General features: G+C 38.8%; 19 protein-coding genes and 1 other annotated feature. All 19 genes read left to right on the top strand.

The window, feature by feature from the left end:
- Positions 1-245: 245 nt before the first annotated feature.
- Positions 246-4,586, top strand: coding sequence for a S8 family peptidase (locus tag IC621_RS06870; RefSeq protein ID WP_191157039.1), 4,341 nt, complete (start codon positions 246-248; stop codon positions 4,584-4,586).
- Between the two features lie 297 nt (positions 4,587-4,883).
- Positions 4,884-5,819: a sigma-E processing peptidase SpoIIGA gene (gene spoIIGA / locus IC621_RS06875; protein ID WP_191157041.1), complete on the top strand. Its 936-nt coding sequence runs from the start codon at positions 4,884-4,886 to the stop codon at positions 5,817-5,819.
- A gap of 57 nt (positions 5,820-5,876) precedes the next feature.
- A complete protein-coding gene (gene sigE, locus IC621_RS06880) occupies positions 5,877-6,596 on the top strand; it encodes an RNA polymerase sporulation sigma factor SigE (RefSeq protein WP_191157043.1) in 720 nt (239 codons plus the stop codon).
- Positions 6,597-7,052: 456 nt separating this feature from the next.
- Positions 7,053-7,901 (top strand): RNA polymerase sporulation sigma factor SigG, encoded by an 849-nt coding sequence (sigG, locus tag IC621_RS06885; protein WP_318153015.1) that lies wholly within the window; start codon positions 7,053-7,055, stop codon positions 7,899-7,901.
- A 231-nt stretch (positions 7,902-8,132) separates the two neighbouring features.
- Positions 8,133-8,390, top strand: a complete 258-nt coding sequence (locus IC621_RS06890) for a YlmC/YmxH family sporulation protein (protein WP_191157047.1) — start codon at positions 8,133-8,135, stop codon at positions 8,388-8,390.
- Between the two features lie 97 nt (positions 8,391-8,487).
- Complete coding sequence (gene pgeF / locus IC621_RS06895) at positions 8,488-9,303, top strand: peptidoglycan editing factor PgeF (RefSeq protein ID WP_191157049.1); 816 nt, start codon at positions 8,488-8,490, stop codon at positions 9,301-9,303.
- Between the two features lie 5 nt (positions 9,304-9,308).
- Positions 9,309-10,001, top strand: coding sequence for a YggS family pyridoxal phosphate-dependent enzyme (locus IC621_RS06900; RefSeq protein WP_191157051.1), 693 nt, complete (start codon positions 9,309-9,311; stop codon positions 9,999-10,001).
- Positions 9,998-10,456, top strand: coding sequence for a cell division protein SepF (locus IC621_RS06905; RefSeq protein ID WP_191157053.1), 459 nt, complete (start codon positions 9,998-10,000; stop codon positions 10,454-10,456). The genes IC621_RS06900 and IC621_RS06905 overlap by 4 nt, the downstream gene beginning before the upstream one ends.
- Before the next feature lie 6 nt (positions 10,457-10,462).
- The gene (locus tag IC621_RS06910; protein ID WP_191157055.1) at positions 10,463-10,726 is read left to right on the top strand and encodes a YggT family protein; all 264 of its coding nucleotides are present in this window, start codon (positions 10,463-10,465) and stop codon (positions 10,724-10,726) included.
- Positions 10,727-11,010: 284 nt separating this feature from the next.
- A complete protein-coding gene (locus tag IC621_RS06915; protein ID WP_191157057.1) occupies positions 11,011-11,787 on the top strand; it encodes a YlmH family RNA-binding protein in 777 nt (258 codons plus the stop codon).
- A gap of 103 nt (positions 11,788-11,890) precedes the next feature.
- Complete coding sequence (locus IC621_RS06920) at positions 11,891-12,397, top strand: DivIVA domain-containing protein (protein ID WP_191157058.1); 507 nt, start codon at positions 11,891-11,893, stop codon at positions 12,395-12,397.
- Between the two features lie 59 nt (positions 12,398-12,456).
- Positions 12,457-12,685, top strand: a binding site (T-box leader).
- Between the two features lie 239 nt (positions 12,686-12,924).
- Complete coding sequence (gene ileS, locus IC621_RS06925) at positions 12,925-15,696, top strand: isoleucine--tRNA ligase (protein ID WP_191157060.1); 2,772 nt, start codon at positions 12,925-12,927, stop codon at positions 15,694-15,696.
- Positions 15,697-16,135: 439 nt separating this feature from the next.
- Positions 16,136-16,504, top strand: a complete 369-nt coding sequence (locus IC621_RS06930) for a TraR/DksA family transcriptional regulator (RefSeq protein ID WP_191157287.1) — start codon at positions 16,136-16,138, stop codon at positions 16,502-16,504.
- Positions 16,505-16,671: 167 nt separating this feature from the next.
- The gene (gene lspA, locus IC621_RS06935; protein WP_191157062.1) at positions 16,672-17,139 is read left to right on the top strand and encodes a signal peptidase II; all 468 of its coding nucleotides are present in this window, start codon (positions 16,672-16,674) and stop codon (positions 17,137-17,139) included.
- The gene (locus IC621_RS06940; protein ID WP_191157064.1) at positions 17,136-18,050 is read left to right on the top strand and encodes an RluA family pseudouridine synthase; all 915 of its coding nucleotides are present in this window, start codon (positions 17,136-17,138) and stop codon (positions 18,048-18,050) included. The genes lspA and IC621_RS06940 overlap by 4 nt, the downstream gene beginning before the upstream one ends.
- Before the next feature lie 191 nt (positions 18,051-18,241).
- Positions 18,242-18,790: a bifunctional pyr operon transcriptional regulator/uracil phosphoribosyltransferase PyrR gene (gene pyrR, locus IC621_RS06945; RefSeq protein WP_191157066.1), complete on the top strand. Its 549-nt coding sequence runs from the start codon at positions 18,242-18,244 to the stop codon at positions 18,788-18,790.
- 146 nt (positions 18,791-18,936) lie between these two features.
- A complete protein-coding gene (locus tag IC621_RS06950) occupies positions 18,937-20,253 on the top strand; it encodes a solute carrier family 23 protein (RefSeq protein ID WP_191157068.1) in 1,317 nt (438 codons plus the stop codon).
- A gap of 141 nt (positions 20,254-20,394) precedes the next feature.
- Positions 20,395-21,309 carry an aspartate carbamoyltransferase catalytic subunit gene (locus tag IC621_RS06955; protein ID WP_191157070.1) on the top strand — a complete coding sequence of 305 codons (915 nt, stop codon included), beginning with the start codon at positions 20,395-20,397 and terminating at the stop codon, positions 21,307-21,309.
- Complete coding sequence (locus IC621_RS06960; RefSeq protein ID WP_191157072.1) at positions 21,282-22,568, top strand: dihydroorotase; 1,287 nt, start codon at positions 21,282-21,284, stop codon at positions 22,566-22,568. The genes IC621_RS06955 and IC621_RS06960 overlap by 28 nt, the downstream gene beginning before the upstream one ends.
- The last annotated feature ends 74 nt before the right edge of the window (positions 22,569-22,642 follow it).

Here is a 22,642-nt window from a genome sequence, read left to right on the forward strand (position 1 = left end):
TTTTTAACCATTTGGACCGTTGGCCTTCCTCGAAGCAGTCTTTTTCCCCAATTTCCTAATCTTGTATTTTACCTCCATTATTACTAAATTCTGAAAATAGAGAATATTGCGTCATAAAATGACATAAATCATCTATTTCCTTATGTACGATAATTGTAGCTGCTTAGAATTACATAGTAAAGATTTGAATTGAAAGGAGGAGCAAGTTAGCTGATTAAATGAACTTGAGAGAGGAGAAATAGTTGATGATATCACTCAGAAAAACAATGTATCTCATTTTTAATTTCACACTAGTTTTCTCTTTATTTTTTCCTGGAATGGTATCAGGTCAAATCAATTCAAACTCAGTTTCATTAAAAGAACAAGTCAGTGAAACAAAATCATTAAAATCGAAAATAACTCAATCTCTTTATAATCAGTATAAAAAAGAAGAAAAAGTAACGTTTTTAATCAAATTAAAGGATCAAGTAAATTCAGTTGAAGTGGCAAAAAAAGCAGCCGAAAAAGCTAAACAGAAAAAAGCCTTGTCCCTTCAAACTGAATTGGAAAAGAGGTCTGCAATCGTTTCTGCTCTTCGTTCTAAGGCAGCTGAAACACAAGCTAACCTAAAAGTATTTCTTGAAAAGCAACAAAAAGATGGAAAAGTTGAAGACATTCAATCATTCTATATTGTAAATGGGATGGCAGTTACAGCGGGTAAAACAATAATGGAACAAATTGCTGCTTTTCCTGAAGTTGAGAAAGTCCTTCCTAATGAAACGAGGGAATTACACGCAGGCGTTGAAAATGTAAAGGTTGATGTAAAATCAACTGCTAATAAAGCTATGAAAACGAAAGCATCAACTAATTCAATTGAATGGAATATTGACAGAGTTGGTGCTCCGTCTGTCTGGGAAATGGGTATTGATGGAACAGGAACGGTCGTTGCCTCGATTGATACTGGTGTTCAGTGGGATCATCCGGCATTAAAGGAAAAGTACAGAGGATACCATTCTGGTAACCCAGAACAGCTGAATCATGAGTTTAACTGGTTTGATGCAACAGTTGGAGAAGCAGCCCCATATGATGATAATGGTCATGGTACACATGTAACTGGGACAATGGTTGGGTCAGAGCCAGATGGATCAAATCAAATAGGTGTAGCCCCAGGCGCAAAATGGATTGCTGTAAAAGCTTTTTCTGAAAACGGGGGAACAGATGTAGACATTTTAGAAGCAGGGGAATGGATACTAGCACCTAAAGATGCAGAAGGCAACCCTCATCCAGAAATGGCTCCTGATGTTGTAAACAATTCTTGGGGTGGGGGACCTGGACTAGATGAATGGTACCGGGAAATGGTCCAAACTTGGCGTGCTGCTGATATTTTCCCTGAATTTTCAGCTGGGAACACCACTCTAACGAACCCAGGAGGTCCTGAATCAGTAGCAAACCCTGCAAATTACCCTGAATCTTTTGCAACGGGAGCTACCGACATAAATAATTTGTTAGCAAGCTTTTCCTTACAAGGACCTTCTCCATATGATGAAGTGAAGCCCGAAATATCTGCACCAGGTGTAAATATCCGTTCAGCTGTTCCAGGAAGCAATTATGAAGGCGGATGGAATGGGACGTCAATGGCAGGACCGCATGTTTCTGCTATTGCCGCACTTCTTAGACAAGTTGATGCTTCTTTAACAGTAGATGAAATCGAAGAAATTTTGCTTGCTACTGCCACGCCTCTAACCGATTCTACTTTCCCGGAATCACCAAACAATGGTTATGGTCATGGGTTGGTAAATGCACATGATGCCGTTGCATCTCTCTTAACAGGATTAGGTAAAGTAAAAGGGCAAGTAGCGAAAGAAGGGGAAGACCTAGATGCCCCTACATTCAAGCATCAAGCTCCAGAAGAAACCTTCTTTGGTTTGAACTTACCCCTTTCAATTGAAGTTCAAGATAATATTTCTGTTATAAACGTAACGCTCGCATTTCATACAGGGGATGGAAACTGGGAGACTATTGAAGCTGTCCGATCAGAAGGAGATTTCAAGAGCGGAGTCTATGAAGCTGTCATTCCTGGGGATGCCGTATCTGGCGAACAGCTAACTTATAAATGGGCTATCGATGATTTTGGCGCAAATTCAGTCGAATCAGAAACGTACCAAGTAGCGGTATTGCCAGGCATTTCTGTTGGATATGAACAAGACTTTGAATCACATCCAACTGGATGGAATTCAAACGGAACAAAAAATGTATGGGAGTGGGGGATACCTACAACTGGTCCTGGGAATGCAGTTTCAGGTGAGAAAGTTTATGCAACAAATATTGATGGGAACTATCAAAGCTCGGCTAATATGAATTTATTAATGCCGCCGATTGACTTACCAGAAAATAGCTCGGCTTACTTGCAATTTAAACAGTGGCATGAACTTGAAAACAATTATGATTTCGGTCATGTGTTTGTTTCAACTGATCAAGAAAACTGGACACAACTCCTCCGAGTTAATGGCACAACCAGCGGATGGATAGATGGAGAAATCGATTTGTCAGAATATGCTGGCGAAAGAATTTACATTTCTTTTAACGTTACAACAGATGGCAGTGTAGTTAAGCAAGGATGGTACTTGGATGATGTGAAACTTTCCAATGAAGCAATAGGTTCAACAAATAAAGCACAGTTAGGGATAACTAAGCAAGAAAAAGCCAAAGCTTCTGTAAAATCTAAAAAAGAAAAAGTCAATCCAGACAAAATGAAGCCTTTTAAACAACTTGTGATAACAAAAGAGCAAATTGATCATGACGCAAAGCCGGCCATACTTCCAATGAAAGCACAAGTAAGTGTACTTGAGACGGGGAAATCCACTTATTCAAGCTTGCAAGATGGAAGTTATGAGCTTACTCATGGGGCTGGTGATTATACATTACAAGCAGAGGCTTATGGATACCGTTCTCTAACCAAGCCCGTCACAGTTGAACGAGATGGGGTAACAGAAGCTAACTTTATCTTAGAAGAATTGCCCAAAGGCCAAGTAAGTGGAGTTGTTACAAGCTTAGCTACAAGTGAGCCTGTATCGGGTGCGACCATCTATCTTGTTGAGGATGCAGCAATTACTCCTGTGAAAACAAACGAAAACGGCGAATATTCCCTGAATGCATATGAAGGCACATATACTCTTAAAATAATTGCTCCTTCTTTCTACAGTCAGGAAGCTACAATAGAAGTTAGGGATGAAACAACTGTGCAAAACTTCGAACTAAAGCCATACATCGGATATCCTGGTGAAATTGGGTATGATGATGGAACCGCTGAAAATGCTCGTGCATTTTTTGATGCAGGCAGTGGATGGGCTGTAAAAATGAGCCTTGCTGAAGGAAAAGAAAGAGCAATGATCACATCTGGAATGTTCCGTTTCTGGAATACAGAATGGCCAGTACCTGGAGGAACAGACTTTCAAGTAGCCATTTATGATACTTCTGGTACTGATGATGCGCCTGGCAAGAAATTAGCCGGTCCTTTTGACGCGACAGCCCTTCGAAATGGGGAATGGACAGAAGTTGACTTGTCTGAGCATGGAATTATGGTAGACGGTGACTTCTACATGGTTTATTTCCAATCTGCTCCAAATCCAAATGCCCCAGGATTGGGAACAGATGAAGATGGTGAAAATGCTGGCCGAAGCTGGCAATTTACAGGTGGAATGTGGTCACCTTCAGCAGAAGAGGAAGGAAATTATATGATCCGTGCAGGAGTTAATTATGAAGTGACAGCTCCAGAAATCACTTCACCAAAAGACGGATCATATACAAGTGAGGAGCGAATCACCATTGAAGGAAATTCAGCTCCGACAACACAAGTCCATATTTACAATGGGAAAAAAGAAGCTGCTTTTGCAGAAACAACTGAAGATGGAACGTTCTCTTCTGAAGTTACCTTACAAAATGGTGAGAATATTTTAACTGCCAAAGCGTCAACAGGTGCTGGTATGACAGATGCTTCAGAAGCAGTTAAAGTGACACTTGATCAAAGTAAGCCTAAATTAACAATAGATAGTCCTAAAAATGGTGACAAACTGAATTCTGAAGCAGCTACAGTGGAAGGAACCGTTCAAGATGAAAATCTTGCTTGGGTAAAGGTAAATGGCAAAAAAGCAAAGATAGAAAATGGAGAATACAGCCGTAGAATTTTACTTGAAAACGGCACAAATGTAATAAAAGTAGTGGCTCAAGATAAAGCGGGAAATCGGGTAAATAAAAAGGTTACGATAGATGTAAATTTTGAAGCTCCTATACTTGAAAATGTGAAGCCAACCGAAGACCATTATTTGAAATCAGGAGAATCGGTCAAAATAGAATTTGATAGTGCCCCTGGGTTGGATGCGACCTTCATTATTCGCATGCCTTTGACAAATGCGAAAGCGTCTATACAAAATGCTAATGAACTGCCAATGAGAGAAGCATCTCCAGGCTACTATGTTGGCTACTGGACAGCACCATCTAACTTAAAAGCAGATGGGGCAGAAATAGAAGTTATTGCTATAGATGAATTTGGTCATGATACGAGGGAAACAGCAGTAGGAAAACTGTTTATTAACGTAAAGAAACCTTAAAATAATTAACAACAGCAAGGTACCAGGTACCTTTGGGTACCAGGTACCGTACATCCGTATATCAATTCCCGCCTCTAACCTCTCACTTCTATAAATACCAGTTCTATTTAGTACATTCTCACGTAAAAATAAGAGGAGACTTAAACGACAAAAACTTATCATATCTCTCAAAAATTGTAGGTTTTACGCAACATCAAGTGACAGACTTCCTCATCCCCTCTGCTTTATACTAGTTTCAAACAGCACATGAGTAGTAGAGAAATCATTCGCGAAATACAAATAAGGGATGGACGCTTTTTGGCTATTTATTTAGATGTGATATGGTTTTTAAACTTCTGTTTTGATTTGCTCCTTCTCTTGTTGACTGGAATTCTCTTAAAAAGAAAGATCATTAAATGGCGTTTAGTAATTGGAGGTTTGATTGGAGCAAGTATTGTGCTCTTTATGTTCTCACCGTTATCTTATTATGTCACACATCCTTTTGGAAAAATGATTATTTCTCTTTTAATGGTTTACTCTGCATTTGGTTTTAAACGATTCCGGTATTTTGTTCAAAATACTTTAACATTCTATTTTGTAACATTTATGGTTGGCGGAGGCATGCTAGGCTTTCATTATTTTCTTCAAACTGAAAATCAAATTGTGGATGGGGTTCTCATGACTCAAACTTCCGGTTTTGGAGATCCGATAAGCTGGCTTTTCGTAGTACTTGGATTTCCGGCGATATGGTATTTTTCTAGAAAAAGAATAGATGACCTGGAAACGAAGAAAATTCAGTATGATGAAATCATTCAAGTGTCTATTTATCTGACAAAAGATATTCACATGCAAATCAGAGGATTGATTGATAGCGGAAACCAACTGTATGACCCTATCACGAAAAATCCCGTCATGATTTTGGATGTTAACAAAATTGCACATCATCTGCCAGAACGATTGGTGGATCATGTGTTGAACCAGGATGTGATGAATGTTTTCTCTACTCCCGACACTGAGGATGATTTTCCGCTTGCAAACCGGATTCGCCTAATTCCTTATCGAGGAGTTGGACAAAGTCATCAGTTTTTACTAGCTTTAAAGCCTGAATCAATTGTCCTAACAAGTAAAACAGAGACATACACAGTAAAAAAAGCGTTAATTGGATTGAATGCAACTAATCTTTCAACAGATGGTGATTATGAGTGCATTGTTCATCCTAAAATGCTCCAGAATACGAGTCAGCAAGTTTCCTAATTTGTTATTAATAGTATTATCTTACTCACACTTTAGAAAAATAGAAGGGAGAGGACAATGAAAAAACTTAAGCTTCGGTTAACTTATCTTTGGTATAAGCTCTTAATTAAATTGGGAATTAAAACGGATGAGATCTATTACATCGGTGGAAGCGAAGCTCTGCCACCGCCGCTTTCAAAAGAGGAAGAAGAGGTTCTTTTAATAAAATTGCCCGCAGGGGATCAAGCAGCAAGAGCCATCCTTATTGAACGTAACTTAAGGCTGGTTGTGTATATCGCCCGAAAATTTGAGAATACAGGAATCAATATTGAAGATTTAATCAGTATTGGAACAATCGGCCTCATTAAAGCTGTTAATACATTTAATCCAGAGAAAAAAATCAAGCTCGCTACATATGCATCAAGATGTATAGAAAATGAGATTTTAATGTTCTTAAGAAGAAACAATAAAATCCGTTCGGAAGTTTCCTTTGATGAGCCTCTCAACATTGATTGGGATGGAAATGAATTACTTTTGTCAGATGTCTTAGGAACAGAAGAAGATATTATTACAAAGGATTTGGAAGCCAATGTCGATAAAAAGCTGCTTTTAAAGGCCTTACAACAGTTAAATGATCGCGAAAAGCAAATTATGGAGCTTCGCTTTGGTTTGCAGGGCGGAGAAGAAAAAACCCAAAAAGATGTAGCAGATATGCTGGGAATTTCCCAATCCTATATTTCAAGACTCGAAAAGCGGATTATAAAAAGATTGAAAAAAGAATTTAACAAAATGGTGTGAAGTACTACTTAATGTTCTAGAAAAACAACAAAAAGTGCAAGGCGCTGGTCCTTCGGCTAAAAACAAAAGCCAATCCGGCTGAATGGTTGTTCTTTAACTATCCAGCCGGATTGGCTTTTGACATTGCGAAAAAAGAAATCAGCTCTTTCGTTTGATTTCATCAATTCCCACCTCCTATCTCTAGAGATGAGAAATGAGAGGTCAGAATAGAAGCAATCGGAGTGCCGCCGATTGCCTTAAATTCAAAGGTGTAATTTCACTAAAGAATAAAAAGGTAAAGCGTGGGTTTTTATAAAAAGAAATCAGCTTTTTCACTAATTTCAACAAATCTCACCTCTCCCATCTCACCTCCAGAATCACATAAGTAGAAAAATTTTGAGCTAAAAAAATTTTTTTGCTATTAAAGCCAAGCTTTACAAATGTTTACAGGTTTTAGGGCGATTTCCCCTTTTTTACTTGTGCATATTTTTCCCACTCGAGGAGATACTTAACTTTGAACAGCAACTCCTGGTGGGAGGGAAAGATGTGACAAGAAATAAAGTCGAAATCTGTGGAGTGGATACCTCAAAGCTTCCCGTCTTAAAAAATGAAGAGATGAGACGGCTATTCAGAGAAATGCAAAGCGGTGATATAACAGCAAGAGAAAAGCTAGTTAATGGAAACCTGAGGCTGGTCTTAAGCGTTATCCAAAGGTTTAATAACAGAGGCGAATTTGTTGACGATCTTTTTCAGGTTGGTTGTATAGGACTAATGAAATCTATTGATAATTTTGATTTAAGCCAAAATGTAAAATTTTCAACATATGCTGTACCAATGATTATCGGAGAGATTCGAAGGTATTTAAGGGATAACAATCCGATCAGAGTATCAAGGTCCTTGCGAGATATCGCCTATAAAGCACTCCAAGTAAGAGAAAAATTAATGAGTGAAACCTCAAGAGAACCAACAGCAGAGGAAATAGCAAAAGTATTAGAGGTTTCACATGAAGAAATTGTATTCGCTCTAGATGCCATTCAAGATCCTGTCTCCTTATTTGAACCAATATATAATGATGGCGGTGATCCAATTTTTGTCATGGACCAGCTGAGCGATGAAAGAAACAAAGATAGTCATTGGATCGAGGAGCTTGCTTTAAAAGAAGGCATGAGACGGTTAAATGACAGGGAAAAACTCATCCTTAGAAAAAGGTTCTTTCAGGGTAAAACACAAATGGAAGTCGCTGAAGAAATTGGTATATCACAAGCTCAAGTATCTAGACTGGAAAAAGCAGCAATAAAACAAATGAATAAGAATATCCAACAATGAAAACTGCCTGTTAAGGGCAGTTTTTTTATACTAAAAAGTTCATATTGAATAAGACATTAACGTTTTCACACGGCAACAAATCACCTAGCTCCATCAACTCCAAATAATTCAACTGTGACTTATCCTTCTTGAATTTCGTTTTAAATAAAAGGTAAAACCACAATCATGCAAAGAGTCATGACAACATACATTATATAAAGGACATTTTGAGCGAAATGAGGGGATCATAAATTGATGAATATATCAGAATTTCAGACAAAGGATGTTGTCAATGTCTCTGATGGAAAAAAACTCGGCGCTATTGGAGACTTTGATATCAATGTGACTACTGGGAAAATTCAGGCAATCATTATCGTTGGATCCGGTAAGGTACTTGGTTTCTTCGGTCGTGAAGAAGAGTTTATTATCCCTTGGAGAAATATCGTAAAGGTTGGGGAAGATGTCATTTTAGTCCGAATGAACAGGAATGTCGAACAAATTGACGAATAATTTATGTTGTAACCTAAACGTCAAGGGAAAGATGTGGTAAAATAAGTGGGTGAGCTATCCCATAAAACGACATATATGCGGAAAGGGAAGGAGAAAAATGACAAATTCCTTTTCACATGAAAATCAATCCATATTAAAGATTACGCAATTAAAAGACGTAGTCGCAGGATTTTCTACAAAAAATGGCGGAGTCAGCAAGTCTCATTTTGAATCATTAAATACAGGCTTACATGTCCATGATGATCCAGAAGACGTCATAAACAATCGAAGAAGAATCGCAGACTTTCTTTCTTTTCCACTTGAGAGCTGGGTATGCGCTGAACAAACGCATAAGGACCGAATTAAAAAAGTGTCAAGGCTAGATGCTGGAAAGGGTGCAACAGAGTATCTTACAAGTATTCAGGACACCGATGGACTATATACTGGGGAAAAAGGCTTGTTATTAGTTCTTTGCTATGCAGACTGTGTGCCAATCTATTTTTATGATCATGATAAAAAATTAGTTGGAGTTGTCCATGCCGGCTGGAAGGGAACTGTTGCTAATATTGCCGGTAAGATGATTCAGAGGTGGAAACAAGAAGAAAATTCTGCTATCGAATCAATTCAGGCTGTAATTGGACCGTCTATTTGTGAAAATTGCTATGTAGTGGATGATTATGTAGTGGATCAAGTTAATAAACATCTACATAAATCTGACGATAAACCTTATGAAGAAGTGAGTAAAGGTCAGTATAGGCTGGATTTAAAGAAATTAAATAGACAGCTTTTATTAAAAGCAGGGTTAAAGCAAGAACAGATCCACTCTTCTTCTTTATGTACAAGCTGTCATTCGGACCTGTTTTTTTCACACCGGCGTGATAGAGGAAAAACTGGCCGCATGATGAGCTTTATTGGTTTAAAGGAGGAATCTTAGGCACCATGAATGTACAAGAGAATTTAGCTGAAATCAAAAAAAACATCAATCATGCTTGTTCATTATCAAATCGAGATCCGAAAGAGATCACCATCATTGCTGTCACAAAGTATGTTTCAGTTGAAAGAGCAAAGGAAGCTCTTACTAATGGTGTTATTCATTTAGGAGAGAACAGGGATGATGGGCTTCTTCATAAATATGAGCAATTAGAAGGGCAGCCAATATGGCATTTTATCGGCAGCCTTCAATCTAGAAAAGTGAAAAATATAATTGATAAAGTAGACTACATCCATTCTTTGGACAGGCTTTCACTTGCAAAGGAAATTCATAATCGTTCAAATAAAAAAGTGAAATGCTTTGTCCAAGTTAATACATCTGGGGAAGAATCTAAGCATGGCCTTAAGCCTGATGAAACGATCCCTTTTATTCAGGAGCTAAAGAAGTATGAAAATATATCAGTTATCGGGTTGATGACAATGGCTCCAAATACAGACGATGAAGAAGTGATTAGGCAAACTTTCAGACGGCTAAGGAATTTACGTAATGAAATCCAATTATTAGCTTTACCTCATGCACCTTGTCAAGACCTTTCAATGGGGATGTCAAATGATTATGAAATTGCTATTGGGGAAGGAGCAACCTTTATTCGAATCGGCTCCTCTTTAGTAGGAAATGAATCTGGAGGTGTAACACAATGAGTATTAAAAACAAGTTTAAAAACTTTTTTTCTCTAGATGACGAGGAATATGAATATATTGAAACTGAGGAGGTGGAAGAGCCGGAGATTCGCCAGCAAAGGGGGGCGTCTTCTCAATCTTCGGCAAAATCACAGGCGAAGCATAATGTTGTAAGTTTGCAAAGTGTTCAAAAATCGTCTAAAGTTATCTTGTTTGAACCTCGTGTATATGCAGAGGCCCAAGAAATAGCAGATCATTTAAAAAACAGACGTGCTGTCGTCATTAATCTTCAAAGAATTCAGCACGATCAAGCAAAAAGAATCGTTGATTTTTTAAGCGGTACGGTTTATGCAATTGGGGGAGACATTCAAAAGATAGGTTCAAATATCTTTCTTTGCACCCCTGATAATGTAGATGTTTCCGGGTCAATTTCCGAAATTTTTTCAGAAGAAGAAGATCATCATCAGAGGTGGTAAAATTTAATGTGGACCCTTTATACAATTTTAAGTAGTTTATTAAGTATTTACTCATTTGCGATTATTATTTACATCTTTATGTCCTGGCTCCCGAATGCACGGGAATCTTCAGTAGGCCAATTACTCGCAGGTATTGTTGAGCCATATTTAGAACCGTTTCGCCGAATTATTCCTTCGCTTGGGATGATAGATATTTCCCCAATCGTAGCTATTTTGGTGCTGCGATTTGCTGATTCTGGTTTATTAGCCCTTTTTAGAATGTTTGCATAGTAAAGAGGACACGTTTAGTGCCCTTTTTATTTTACGATTTAGAATGTTTAATTTCATCAAAGCACTTTGGATTATATAAAAGAAATTAGCCCTTTCGCTGATTTCATCAAATCCTGGCTCTGACCTCTTACATCTAGAAAGTCAGGGTATGAAGCAGCTTTAAATTTTTTATAAGATCCAACTTTGTTACTTGTCTAAATTTCTCTTAATTGTGTTGGCGATCGCATTCCAATATAAATTAAGATAAATGTAATTTTTAAATGTGATTATTTGGAGATTAACCGATGAATTCAATTTACCAGCATTTCAGACCAGAAGAACATCACTTTCTCGATCAGGTTATGGAGTGGAAAGAAGTTGTTACCGACCAATATCGATCAAAACTTACAGATTTTCTTGATCCAAGAGAACAAGAAATCATACAGGCAGTTGTAGGGCAAAATCATGAAGTGAGAGTAGAGCTTTCAGGTGGTCTGTATGATACGGAGAGAAAGAGGGCTCTCCTTTATCCAGAATACTATGCTCCCTTGCAAGATGATTTTGAACTTGTCCTTTTTGAACTTGAATATCCTTCCAAGTTTGTTACGATCCAACATCGTGATGTTTTAGGCTCACTCATGTCATTGGGGCTCAAAAGGTCAAAGTTTGGTGATATTTTAACGGCCGCTGATCGAATTCAGGTTGTAGTGGCAAAGGATGTTTCTGACTACTTGAGGATGAATTTTACTGAAATAGGTAAAAGTAAAATTTCTTTAAAAGAAATTCCTTTAAATCTTATGCTTCAAAAACAAGTAGTGCTGGAAGAGATGACCACAACTGTTTCCTCACTCCGCTTAGATGCAGTAGCCTCAGCTATCTATAAATTATCTAGGCAGAAAATAGGACCCTATATTTCAAACGGTCTTGTCAAAGTGAATTTTAAGAAAGTTGAACAGCCTTCTTTCCAGTGCCGCACGGGTGATACCATCTCAGTAAGGGGGATAGGCAGGTGCAAGCTAATTGGGGTAGAGGGAAAAACAAAAAAAGATAAATGGCGGCTTGTAGTCGGGATTCAAAAATAAATAAAGTTTTTAGAAGGATTTTCACCTGCTCTGTCGAAATATCATTTATAATGTTGGTTAGAAAAGCAGCAGTTTTTCTTAATACATACTGGAGGTGGCAGTTTTGCCTTTAACACCGCTCGATATTCATAACAAGGAATTCAATAAAGGTTTTCGCGGCTATGATGAAGATGAAGTAAATGAATTTCTTGATCAAATTATTAAAGATTTTGAAATGGCCATTCGTGAAAAAAAAGAACTGGAATCAAAAGTAAATGATTTAAAAGAAAAGCTTACTCATTTTGAGAATATTGAAGAAACAATGAATAAATCAATTCTTATCGCTCAAGAAGCAGCAGAAGAAGTTCGCCGGTCTGCCCAGAAAGAAGCAAAGCTGATTATTAAAGAAGCTGAAAAAAATGCAGATCGGATAATAAATGAAGCTTTATCAAAATCAAGACGGATTGCAATGGATATTGAAGAATTGAAAAAACAGTCCAAAGTTTTCCGTACCCGGTTTCAAATGCTTATTGAAGCTCAGCTTGACTTATTAAAAAATGACGATTGGGATCATTTATTAGAGTATGATGTAGAACCAATTTACAACGAGGCAGAAGAGTCTAAAGTGTAAACCTTGACTTTTAAGTGATTGATCGCATATAATACCTTCAAAATAGCTGATATATAAAATGACATGCGAAGATAGGGACAGTAATTCTTTTAAAGTCTTTTAAAAGCGAGTCGAGGGCGGTGGGAGCTCGATAAAGGAAAAAGAATGAAGATCACCCTTGAGTTCCACGCTGAAAAAGAGTAAGCAGTGGCGTTTCATTCACGTTACGAATAGTGGAGAGGATAATCAGTGTTTTTCTGTTTATCTAAAAGGGTGGTACCGCGAGAGCTAAGTCTTCTCGTCCCTTATGGGATGAGAGGGCTTTTTTTATTTTCTAAACGTATTAATGTGTAAAAAATGTTATCGTTGTCTAGCTCCAAGTGCCATCGGCCACTAGCAGAAGGTTAATCTGTCAAAAAGGTTAAAGAACAACCTTTCTGCCGGATTGGCTTATGCTTGCTGCCGAAGGATTAGTTCCCCTGAGCTTTTCGTTCGCAGTAACAAATTTTGTGAAAACAGCTTTATTTTAAATATAGGAGGAAAAAGGTATGGAATACAAAGACACGCTTCTCATGCCAAAAACTGCGTTTCCAATGCGCGGGAATTTACCGAATCGAGAGCCGGAAATGCAAGAAAAATGGGAAGAAATGAACATCTATAAAAAGGTTCAAGATCATACAAAAGGCCGGCCGATGTTTGTTCTGCATGATGGCCCTCCATATGCAAATGGTGACATTCATATGGGTCATGCCCTTAACAAAATCTTAAAAGACTTCATTGTTCGATACAAATCGATGAGCGGATACAATGCACCATATGTCCCAGGCTGGGATACACATGGTCTTCCAATTGAAACGGCCTTAACGAAAAATAAAAAAATAAAACGCAAAGAGATGAGTGTAGCTGAATTTAGAAAGCTATGTGAAGAATATGCATGGCAGCAAATTGAAAGCCAAAGAGAACAATTTAAACGCTTAGGTGTTCGCGGAGATTGGGATAATCCTTATGTTACCCTAAAACCAGTATATGAAGCACAGCAAATCAAAGTATTCGGTGAAATGGCGAAAAAAGGATACATTTATAAAGGTAAAAAACCAGTTTATTGGTCTCCTTCAAGTGAATCTGCGCTTGCAGAAGCCGAAATTGAATATGCTGACAAACGTTCTCCATCCATTTATGTTGCCTTCGATATAATAGATGGAAAAGATGTTTTAAAAAATGGTGAAAAATTTATTATTTGGACGACGACTCCTTGGACGATCCCAGCAAATTTAGGAATAGCTGTTCATGCTGACTTAGAGTACAGCATTGTTGAGGTGGAAGGAAATCGATATGTTGTTGCTTCTGCACTTGTTGACTCTGTTGCGAAGGCTGTTGAATGGGAAGCTTACACCGTTGACAAAACGTTAAAAGGAAGCGAGCTTGAGCATATTGTTGCATCGCACCCTCTATACGGACGTGATTCTCTAGTAATGCTAGGTGAACATGTTACAACAGATGCTGGTACGGGCTGTGTTCATACTGCACCTGGACATGGGGAAGATGATTTTATTATTGGCCAGAAAAATGGATTAGATGTACTCTGTCCAGTAGATGAAAAAGGATATATGACGGGTGAAGCACCTGGATTTGAAGGGTTATTTTATGATGAAGCGAACAAACCGATTACAGAGAAGCTTGATGAAGCAGGCGCTCTATTAAAATTAAGCTTTATTACACACTCCTATCCACATGACTGGAGAACGAAGAAACCAACGATTTTCAGAGCAACAGCACAATGGTTTGCTTCTATAAAAGATTTCAGAGAAGAGCTGATGCAAGCAGTAAAAGAAACAAAATGGGTACCTGCTTGGGGAGAGACAAGATTGTTTAACATGGTTCGTGACCGGGGAGATTGGTGTATTTCCCGTCAAAGAGCTTGGGGTGTGCCAATTCCTGTCTTTTACGCTGAGAATGGTGAACCCATTATAACTGATGAAACGATCGAACATGTATCAAATTTATTCCGCGAGCATGGCTCTAATGTTTGGTTTGAGCGTGAAGCAAACGAGCTTTTACCTGAAGGGTTTACTCATGAAGGAAGTCCTAACGGAAAGTTTTCGAAAGAGCAGGATATTATGGATGTATGGTTTGATTCAGGCTCTTCTCATCAGGCTGTGCTGGAAGAGCGGGAGGATTTAGTTCGTCCTGCAGACCTTTATTTAGAAGGGTCTGATCAATATCGCGGCTGGTTTAATTCTTCTTTATCAACAGCTGTTGCAGTAACAGGGAAAGCCCCATACAAAGGTATTCTAAGCCATGGATTTGCTTTGGATGGAGATGGCCGAAAAATGAGTAAATCATTGGGCAATGTTGTCGTACCTGCAAAAGTTATGAAACAGCTTGGTGCTGACATCCTTCGCCTTTGGGTAGCATCTGTTGATTATCAAGCAGATGTGCGTGTTTCGGATGCGATTTTAAAACAAGTTGCTGAAGTATATCGAAAGATTCGAAATACATTCCGTTTTTTACTAGGAAACTTAGCTGACTTTGATCCTAATCAAAACAAAGTGCCTTACGAAGAGTTGCGGGATGTTGATCGTTATATGCTTGTAAAACTTAATAAGCTGACGGATAAAGTGAAAAAGTCCTATGAACAATATGAATATGCGGCAATATACCATGCTGTTCACAATTTCTGTACAATTGAATTAAGCTCATTCTATTTAGACTTTGCTAAGGATATTCTCTATATTGAAAGTGCTGATCATCAAGATCGTCGGGCTATTCAAACTGTGCTTTATGAGACGCTTTTATCACTGGTAAAACTGGTAACTCCAATACTGCCGCATACAACTGATGAAGTTTGGCAGCATATTGAATCGGTTAAGGAAGAAAGTGTTCAACTTGTAGATATGCCTGATGTACAGAAGCTTGAAAATGCTGATGCATTAGAAAAGAAATGGGATGCCTTTATGGCATTAAGAGATGATGTTTTAAAAGCATTAGAAGCAGCAAGAAATGAAAAAGTTATCGGCAAATCTTTAGCTGCAAGCATTTCTTTATATCCAAATGAGGAAAGCTCAAACCTGCTTGAATCTGTAAATGAGGATTTGAAACAGCTGTTTATCGTTTCAGGCTTTGAAATTGGCGGCAAATATGAAGAAGCTCCAAAAGATGCTCACACCTTTGAAACCGTAAAAATAGTCGTAAACAAAGCTGACGGTGAAACATGTGAACGCTGCTGGATCGTCACTCCTGAAGTTGGAGAAGACCCCGATCATCAAACACTTTGTCTTCGTTGTGCTTCAATTGTAAAAGAACATTATGCAAATGCTTAACAAAAGAAATAGGAGCTGCCCTGGTGATTATAATGGGGCGGCTCCTTTTCTTGTCAGTTTAGAAAGTTTAAGTTAATTAAAATATTAACGTAATAAAGAGTGGTATCATTGTCCAGCGCAGGCGGACAGGACGTCCTAGTGCCGGCAGGCATAAGGCCGTGACGCCTTTGCCGGCCGAGCGCCATCGGTCCTTAAGTCTCAGGGTCAATCCCTGCCGGCTCGCCTTGTGCTTGTCGCCGAAGGACTAGCGCTCTGCGCTTTTCGTTCTCTTCTCAGCAGCTTTCCATTACCTTCACCGATGATTGCAGCTATTCCACATTCTGATATCTCATCTCCAGAAAATTGATAAGATAGGAAAATTCTTAACAGCTTGAAGAAGATTATGGCGGGTTACACTATCATTACAACCACGACTCGAGCAAGAGAGGAGCTGTTTCAATTGCCAGAGCTTTTAGCTTCCATTCGTTATGAGTTAGAACTGATGCGCGAAGAGTTAACCTCCCGATTGTTTGAACATTCCCTTTTTGATATGGAAGTTCGGATGCCGCAAGTAATAATGTCGATTCACCAAGAAAAAACACTGCTGTTTCATATTAAAGAAGAGCTGCAGGATGTTGAATATGCGTTAAAGAAAATGGATGAGGGCTGCTATGGAATTTGTGAACTAACAAGTGAACCAATTCCATTAGATAAATTACGAATTATCCCAACAGCGAGAACAATTTATGATTTCTCTTATCAAGAACAATTTGAACGAAAATGCCTCTCGTTATCTCCAGAGTATTTTAACTCATATTCATATCATTAATCCAATCAATTAATTACGGTACCAAAGGTACCTGGTACCGTAATTACCGTTTGTTTCCGCAAACAGAAAGCGTAGCTATTTCCTTTTGCCCAAACACTTTCTTTACTCGATTGATTCGTCTATGATAAAATTCATAGGGTACATAATAGGAAAGTTGGGGAAACTTCGTGTTCTATTACTTAATTGCTGCTGGTGTGATTTTATTGGATCAGCTTACAAAATGGCTTGTTGTAAAAAATATGGAACTTGGTGAGAATATACCTGTTATTGAAGATTTTTTCTATATAACGTCTCATCGAAACACCGGAGCAGCTTGGGGAATTCTTCAAGGGCAAATGTGGTTTTTTTACATTGTGACAGTCATCGTCATTATTGGGATTATCTATTATATGCAGCGTTATGCAAAAAAGGAAAAGCTGATGGGAATGGCCCTAGGCCTCATGCTCGGAGGGGCGATTGGGAATTTTATTGATCGGATTTTTAGAAAAGAAGTCGTTGATTTCTTCAACACATACATATTTGGTTATGATTTTCCAATCTTTAATATTGCGGATGCTTCTTTGTGCATTGGGGTTGGATTATTGTTTATCCAAATGCTGTTAGAAGGAAAAAGAGAGAAGGAGCATAGGGGATGAATGTAGTTGAAATAAAGGTCACTTCAGAGCAAGGAAGTGAACGGATAGATAAGATCATTTCTGCCTATGAACCGGAATGGTCTCGTTCTCAGGTACAACAGTGGATAAAAGAGGGCAATGTACAGGTAAATGGCAAACAGGTAAAGCCTAATTATAAGTGTCAAGAAGAGGATCATATTTATGTCGAAATACCTGAACCGGAGATTCTTGACTTGTTGCCAGAGGAATTAGATCTTGACATTTACTATGAAGATCAAGATGTTTTAGTAGTTAATAAGCCAAGGGGGATGGTCGTTCATCCCGCTCCTGGTCATTTATCAGGCACCCTTGTAAATGGGCTGATGGCTCATTGCAAGGATTTATCAGGAATTAACGGTGTTTTGCGACCTGGAATTGTCCATAGAATTGATAAAGATACATCAGGGCTTTTAATGGTAGCAAAGAATGACTTAGCCCATGAATCTCTTGTAAATCAATTGGTCGAAAAAACAGTAACAAGAAGGTACAAGGCAATTGTCCACGGTGTCATCGCCCATGATCAAGGAACGATAGATGCTCCTATAGGCAGAGATAAGCAGGACAGGCAAAGTATGACTGTTACAGATGAAAATAGTAAGCCGGCAGTTACACATTTTCAAGTGCTAGAACGTTTTACGAACTACAGTTTTATTGAATGCAGGCTTGAAACAGGTCGGACTCATCAAATTCGTGTTCATATGAAATATATTGGGTTTCCGTTAGCTGGAGATCCAAAATATGGACCTAAGAAGACGATTTCTATGGATGGTCAAGCTTTACATGCAGCTGTTTTAGGGTTTGAGCATCCCAGAACAGGTAAGTATATGGAATTCGAAGCTCAAATGCCTAAGGAGCTTCAAAAGCTGCTTGAGCAGCTGAGAAAAAACCGTTGACAGCTCCGCGTTTTTTTGAAATAATAAATTCAGTTGAATAAGAACCTTTAACACAGTCCCGTGAGGCTGAGAAGGAAACGGATATCAGAATGAAGCAATGTTCTCCTATCGCTATATAGGATATCTATGCCCTCTCGCCAAATAGGCAAGAGGGCTTTTTGTTTATATCGGAAAACATAGGGGGAGACTTTATGAACCAGAAGGCCATTGTTCTAGATGAACAGGCAATTAGAAGAGCTTTAACGAGAATTGCCCATGAAATTATCGAGCATAATAAAGGTATTGAAAACTGTCTGCTGGTTGGTATTAAAACAAGAGGGATCTACCTAGCAGGCAGGCTTGCAGAAAGAATTGAACAAATTGAAGGCAAATCCATTGTAGTAGGAGAACTCGACATCACATTATATCGGGATGATTTAACAACAAAAACTACTGATCGTGAGCCGCTGGTAAAAGGCTCCGATATTCCTGTAGATGTAGAAAATAAAAAGGTAATTCTTGTAGATGATGTCCTTTATACTGGGAGAACAGTAAGGGCGGCAATGGATGCATTGGTTGATATGGGGAGACCAAATCAGATTCAATTAGCAGTCCTTGTTGACAGAGGTCACCGCGAGCTGCCGATTCGAGCCGATTATGTTGGCAAAAATGTTCCGACTTCAGGGTCAGAAAAAATTGTTGTAACACTGAAAGAGGTAGACGAACTCGATCAAGTTACGATTTTCGAAAAAAATAAATAAAGGTAATCCCTTTTAACTGTAGTCCAGTGAGGCTGTAAAGGGGAAGCTCGATTTCACATGGCCTTTATAACCGGTGAAATCTGTCATTCCCTCTTTGCACCTTCTCGCAAAGAGGTTTTTTATAAGAGCAAGAGGAGGGATAACATATGAAAGAACAACAACAAGGAATCATATTAGATGTTGGTGATACGCCAAAACCTATTACATGGCTAACATTAAGCTTTCAGCATTTGTTTGCGATGTTCGGAGCAACAATTTTAGTGCCATTTTTAGTAGATCTTGATCCTGCTGTAGCATTAATTTCCAGTGGTGTCGGAACAATCGCTTTCTTACTTATAACAAAAGGCCAGGTTCCTGCTTATCTTGGATCATCGTTTGCTTTTATCGCGCCACTTATTGCTGCAAAGGCAGCTTTTGGACCTGGAGGAGCAATGGTTGGCAGCTTTATGGCCGGGATTGTTTATGGACTTGTTGCCATCCTAATAAAAACATCAGGACATCAATGGGTCATGAAAATGCTTCCTCCGATTGTAGTCGGCCCGGTGATAGTGGTCATCGGATTAAGTCTTTCAGGTACAGCTGTTGATATGGCGATGAATAATCCTAATCAAGAATACAGTTTGCTGCATTTTTCCGCAGCATTAGTGACATTGCTTATAACCATCATTTTTTCCATCTACTTCAGAGGGTTTTTTAGTCTCATTCCTATTCTCATCGGGATTATTTGCGGCTATGGATACTCACTGGCTATCGGAATCGTAAACTTACAGCCGGTGGTCGAAGCGAATTGGTTTTCCAGACCAGAATTTATCATTCCCTTTGTAAACTATACGCCAACTTTTTCTTGGCAAATTGCGCTATTAATGGTACCTGTTGCTCTCGTTACTCTTTCTGAGCACATTGGTCATCAACTTGTGTTAAGTAAAGTAGTTGGACGAGATTATATTGAAAAACCCGGATTACATCGATCTATATTAGGAGATGGAACGGCAACAATGATTGCCTCGATACTCGGAGGGCCTCCAAATACAACTTATGGAGAAAACATAGGGGTTTTAGCGATTACCAGAGTATATAGTGTGTTTGTCATCGCCGGAGCAGCCATTTTTGCAATAGGATTTGGGTTTATAGGGAAAATATCTGCACTGATTTCTTCGGTTCCATCACCAGTGATGGGAGGGGTATCCATCCTCTTATTCGGAATTATTGCATCAAGCGGTCTTCGCATGATGATTGACAGCCAGATTGATTTAGGTGATAAACGAAATTTAATTATAGCCTCCGTTATTCTTGTTATTGGAATCGGAGGAGCTTTTGTCAAGTTCTCAGACGAATTTGAACTCCATGGGATGGCGCTTGCCGCTATTATCGGCATTCTGCTAAATGCCATCCTGCCAAAATCGGTCGGTACTAGTTCTAATGAAGATGAAGTGAATAGCAATAAAAAACATTCAATTGCATAATACACCTTTTAACGAAGTACAGAGAGGCTTCAAAGGGTGTAAAAGGAAGACGAGGAAGATGATAGCTTCGTTCTCCTTTTATACGCCCTGAGCCGACTGTCAGGGCATTTTTTTACTCTAAAATGAGGGGGAGTTCATTCCATGCAGCACTTATTAAAAATGAGTGATCTAAGTGAAACAGAGATTATGACGATTTTAGAGGATGCACAAGAGTATAAAAACGGAGCTGGCTGGGCGCCGGATCAGAAATTTTTTGTCGCCAATTTGTTTTTTGAACCGAGTACTAGAACTCGCTTTAGCTTTGAAGTAGCTGAAAAGAAATTAGGGCTTGAGGTCCTTAATTTTGAGGCTCATTCATCAAGTGTTCAAAAAGGAGAAACATTATACGATACGGTGAAAACTCTGGAAGCAATCGGAGCTCAAGCTTGCGTCATTAGACATTCGCAAGATCATTACTTTGATGAATTGCTTGAAAATGTCCAAATTCCGATCTTAAATGCTGGAGATGGGTGTGGACATCACCCTACTCAATCTTTATTGGATCTCATGACAATTTATGAAGAATTCGGACGCTTTGATGGATTAACAGTATCCATTCACGGAGATATCCGTCATAGCCGGGTCGCACGATCAAATGCTGAAACATTAAAGAGACTTGGAGCAAATGTCATGTTTGCCGGGCCAAAAGAGTGGATGGACCCTTTTAACACATCAGGGATGATTACTGATACAGATCAAGCGATTAAAAAATCCGATGTAGTCATGCTGTTAAGAATTCAGCATGAAAGGCATGACCAAGAGAAGAAGACAGATCAATATTTAGAAGCTTATGGGTTAACAAAAGAAAGAGCGAAGTTAATGAAGCCTCGAGCTATTATAATGCATCCTGCTCCTGTCAACAGAGGAGTTGAAATAGAAAATAGCCTAGTAGAGTGCGGGAAATCCCGAATTTTTAAACAAGTACAAAATGGTGTTTTTGTGAGAATGGCTGTATTAAAAAGAGCATTTGAGAAAAGGGGAGAGGCAGCATGTCCATCATTATTAAAAACGGTTTGATTTTAAATGAAACAGGTGAAATGGTAAAGAAAGATATTAAAATTGACGGTAAGCGAATTGTTGAAATTGCCGATAGCTTAAATGATGAAGGTTCTGATGTGATGGATGCAAATGGAAAGCTTGTTTCCCCTGGTTTGGTAGACTTGCACGTCCATTTAAGAGAGCCGGGTGGAGAGAAGAAAGAAACGATTGAAACAGGCACAAAAGCAGCAGCAAGAGGGGGCTTTACGACGGTTGCTGCAATGCCTAATACAAGACCTGTACCCGATAATGAAGAACAAATGAAATGGGTCACAAGCAAGATTAAAGAGACCGCAAAGGTTCGAGTTTTGCCTTATGCAGCGATCACAACTCGTCAGTTAGGAGAAGAATTAACTGATTTTGAATCACTTAAAATTGCAGGAGCATTTGCTTTTACAGATGATGGTGTTGGAGTTCAGACAGCAGCAAAAATGTTTGAAGCGATGAAGCAGGCAGCTGAAAAAGGGTATTCCATTGTTGCTCATTGCGAAGACAATTCCCTCATATACAAAGGATCTGTGCATGATGGAGAGTTTGCAAAGAAACACGAGCTCAACGGAATTCCTTCCATCTGTGAATCAGTCCATATTGCACGCGATGTGCTTTTAGCTGAAGCAGCAGGATGCCATTACCATGTATGTCACATTAGTACAAAGGAATCTGTAAGAGTTGTTAGAGATGCCAAACGTGCAGGTATAAAGGTAACTGCAGAAGTAACACCGCATCACTTGCTATTATGTGAAGATGATATCCCAGGCTTAGATGCTAATTTTAAAATGAATCCTCCATTAAGAGGGAAGGAAGATCAAGAGGCCCTATTGGAAGGCTTATTAGACGGAACAATTGATTTTATTGCAACAGACCATGCTCCGCATACAACAGCAGAAAAACAAGAAGGATTAAGTGCTGCACCATTTGGAATTGTAGGGCTTGAAACAGCATTTCCATTATTGTATACCCATTTTGTTGCAGGCAGCAAATGGACGTTGAAACAACTTGTCGACTACCTAACAACTAAACCTTGCCAGGCATTTGACCTTCCATATGGAAAGCTGGCTATTAATGAAATAGCAGACCTCACCCTCATTGACTTGGAAAAAGAAAAAGCAATTGATCCGGATGAGTTTTTATCAAAAGGAAAAAATACACCATTTACAGGCTGGAAGTGTCAAGGCTGGCCGGTATTAACAATGGTTGAAGGTCAAGTGGTATGGGAGGATGGAAAAGTTTTTGCATAAGAGATCGGGAAGGATCTTCTTTAAACAAAATAGTAAAATCAGAGGATTCTTCCTAAAAAAATCAGGTAGTCCAC

Source organism: Metabacillus arenae, assembly GCF_014773385.1.
GTDB lineage: Bacteria > Bacillota > Bacilli > Bacillales > Bacillaceae > Metabacillus_D > Metabacillus_D arenae.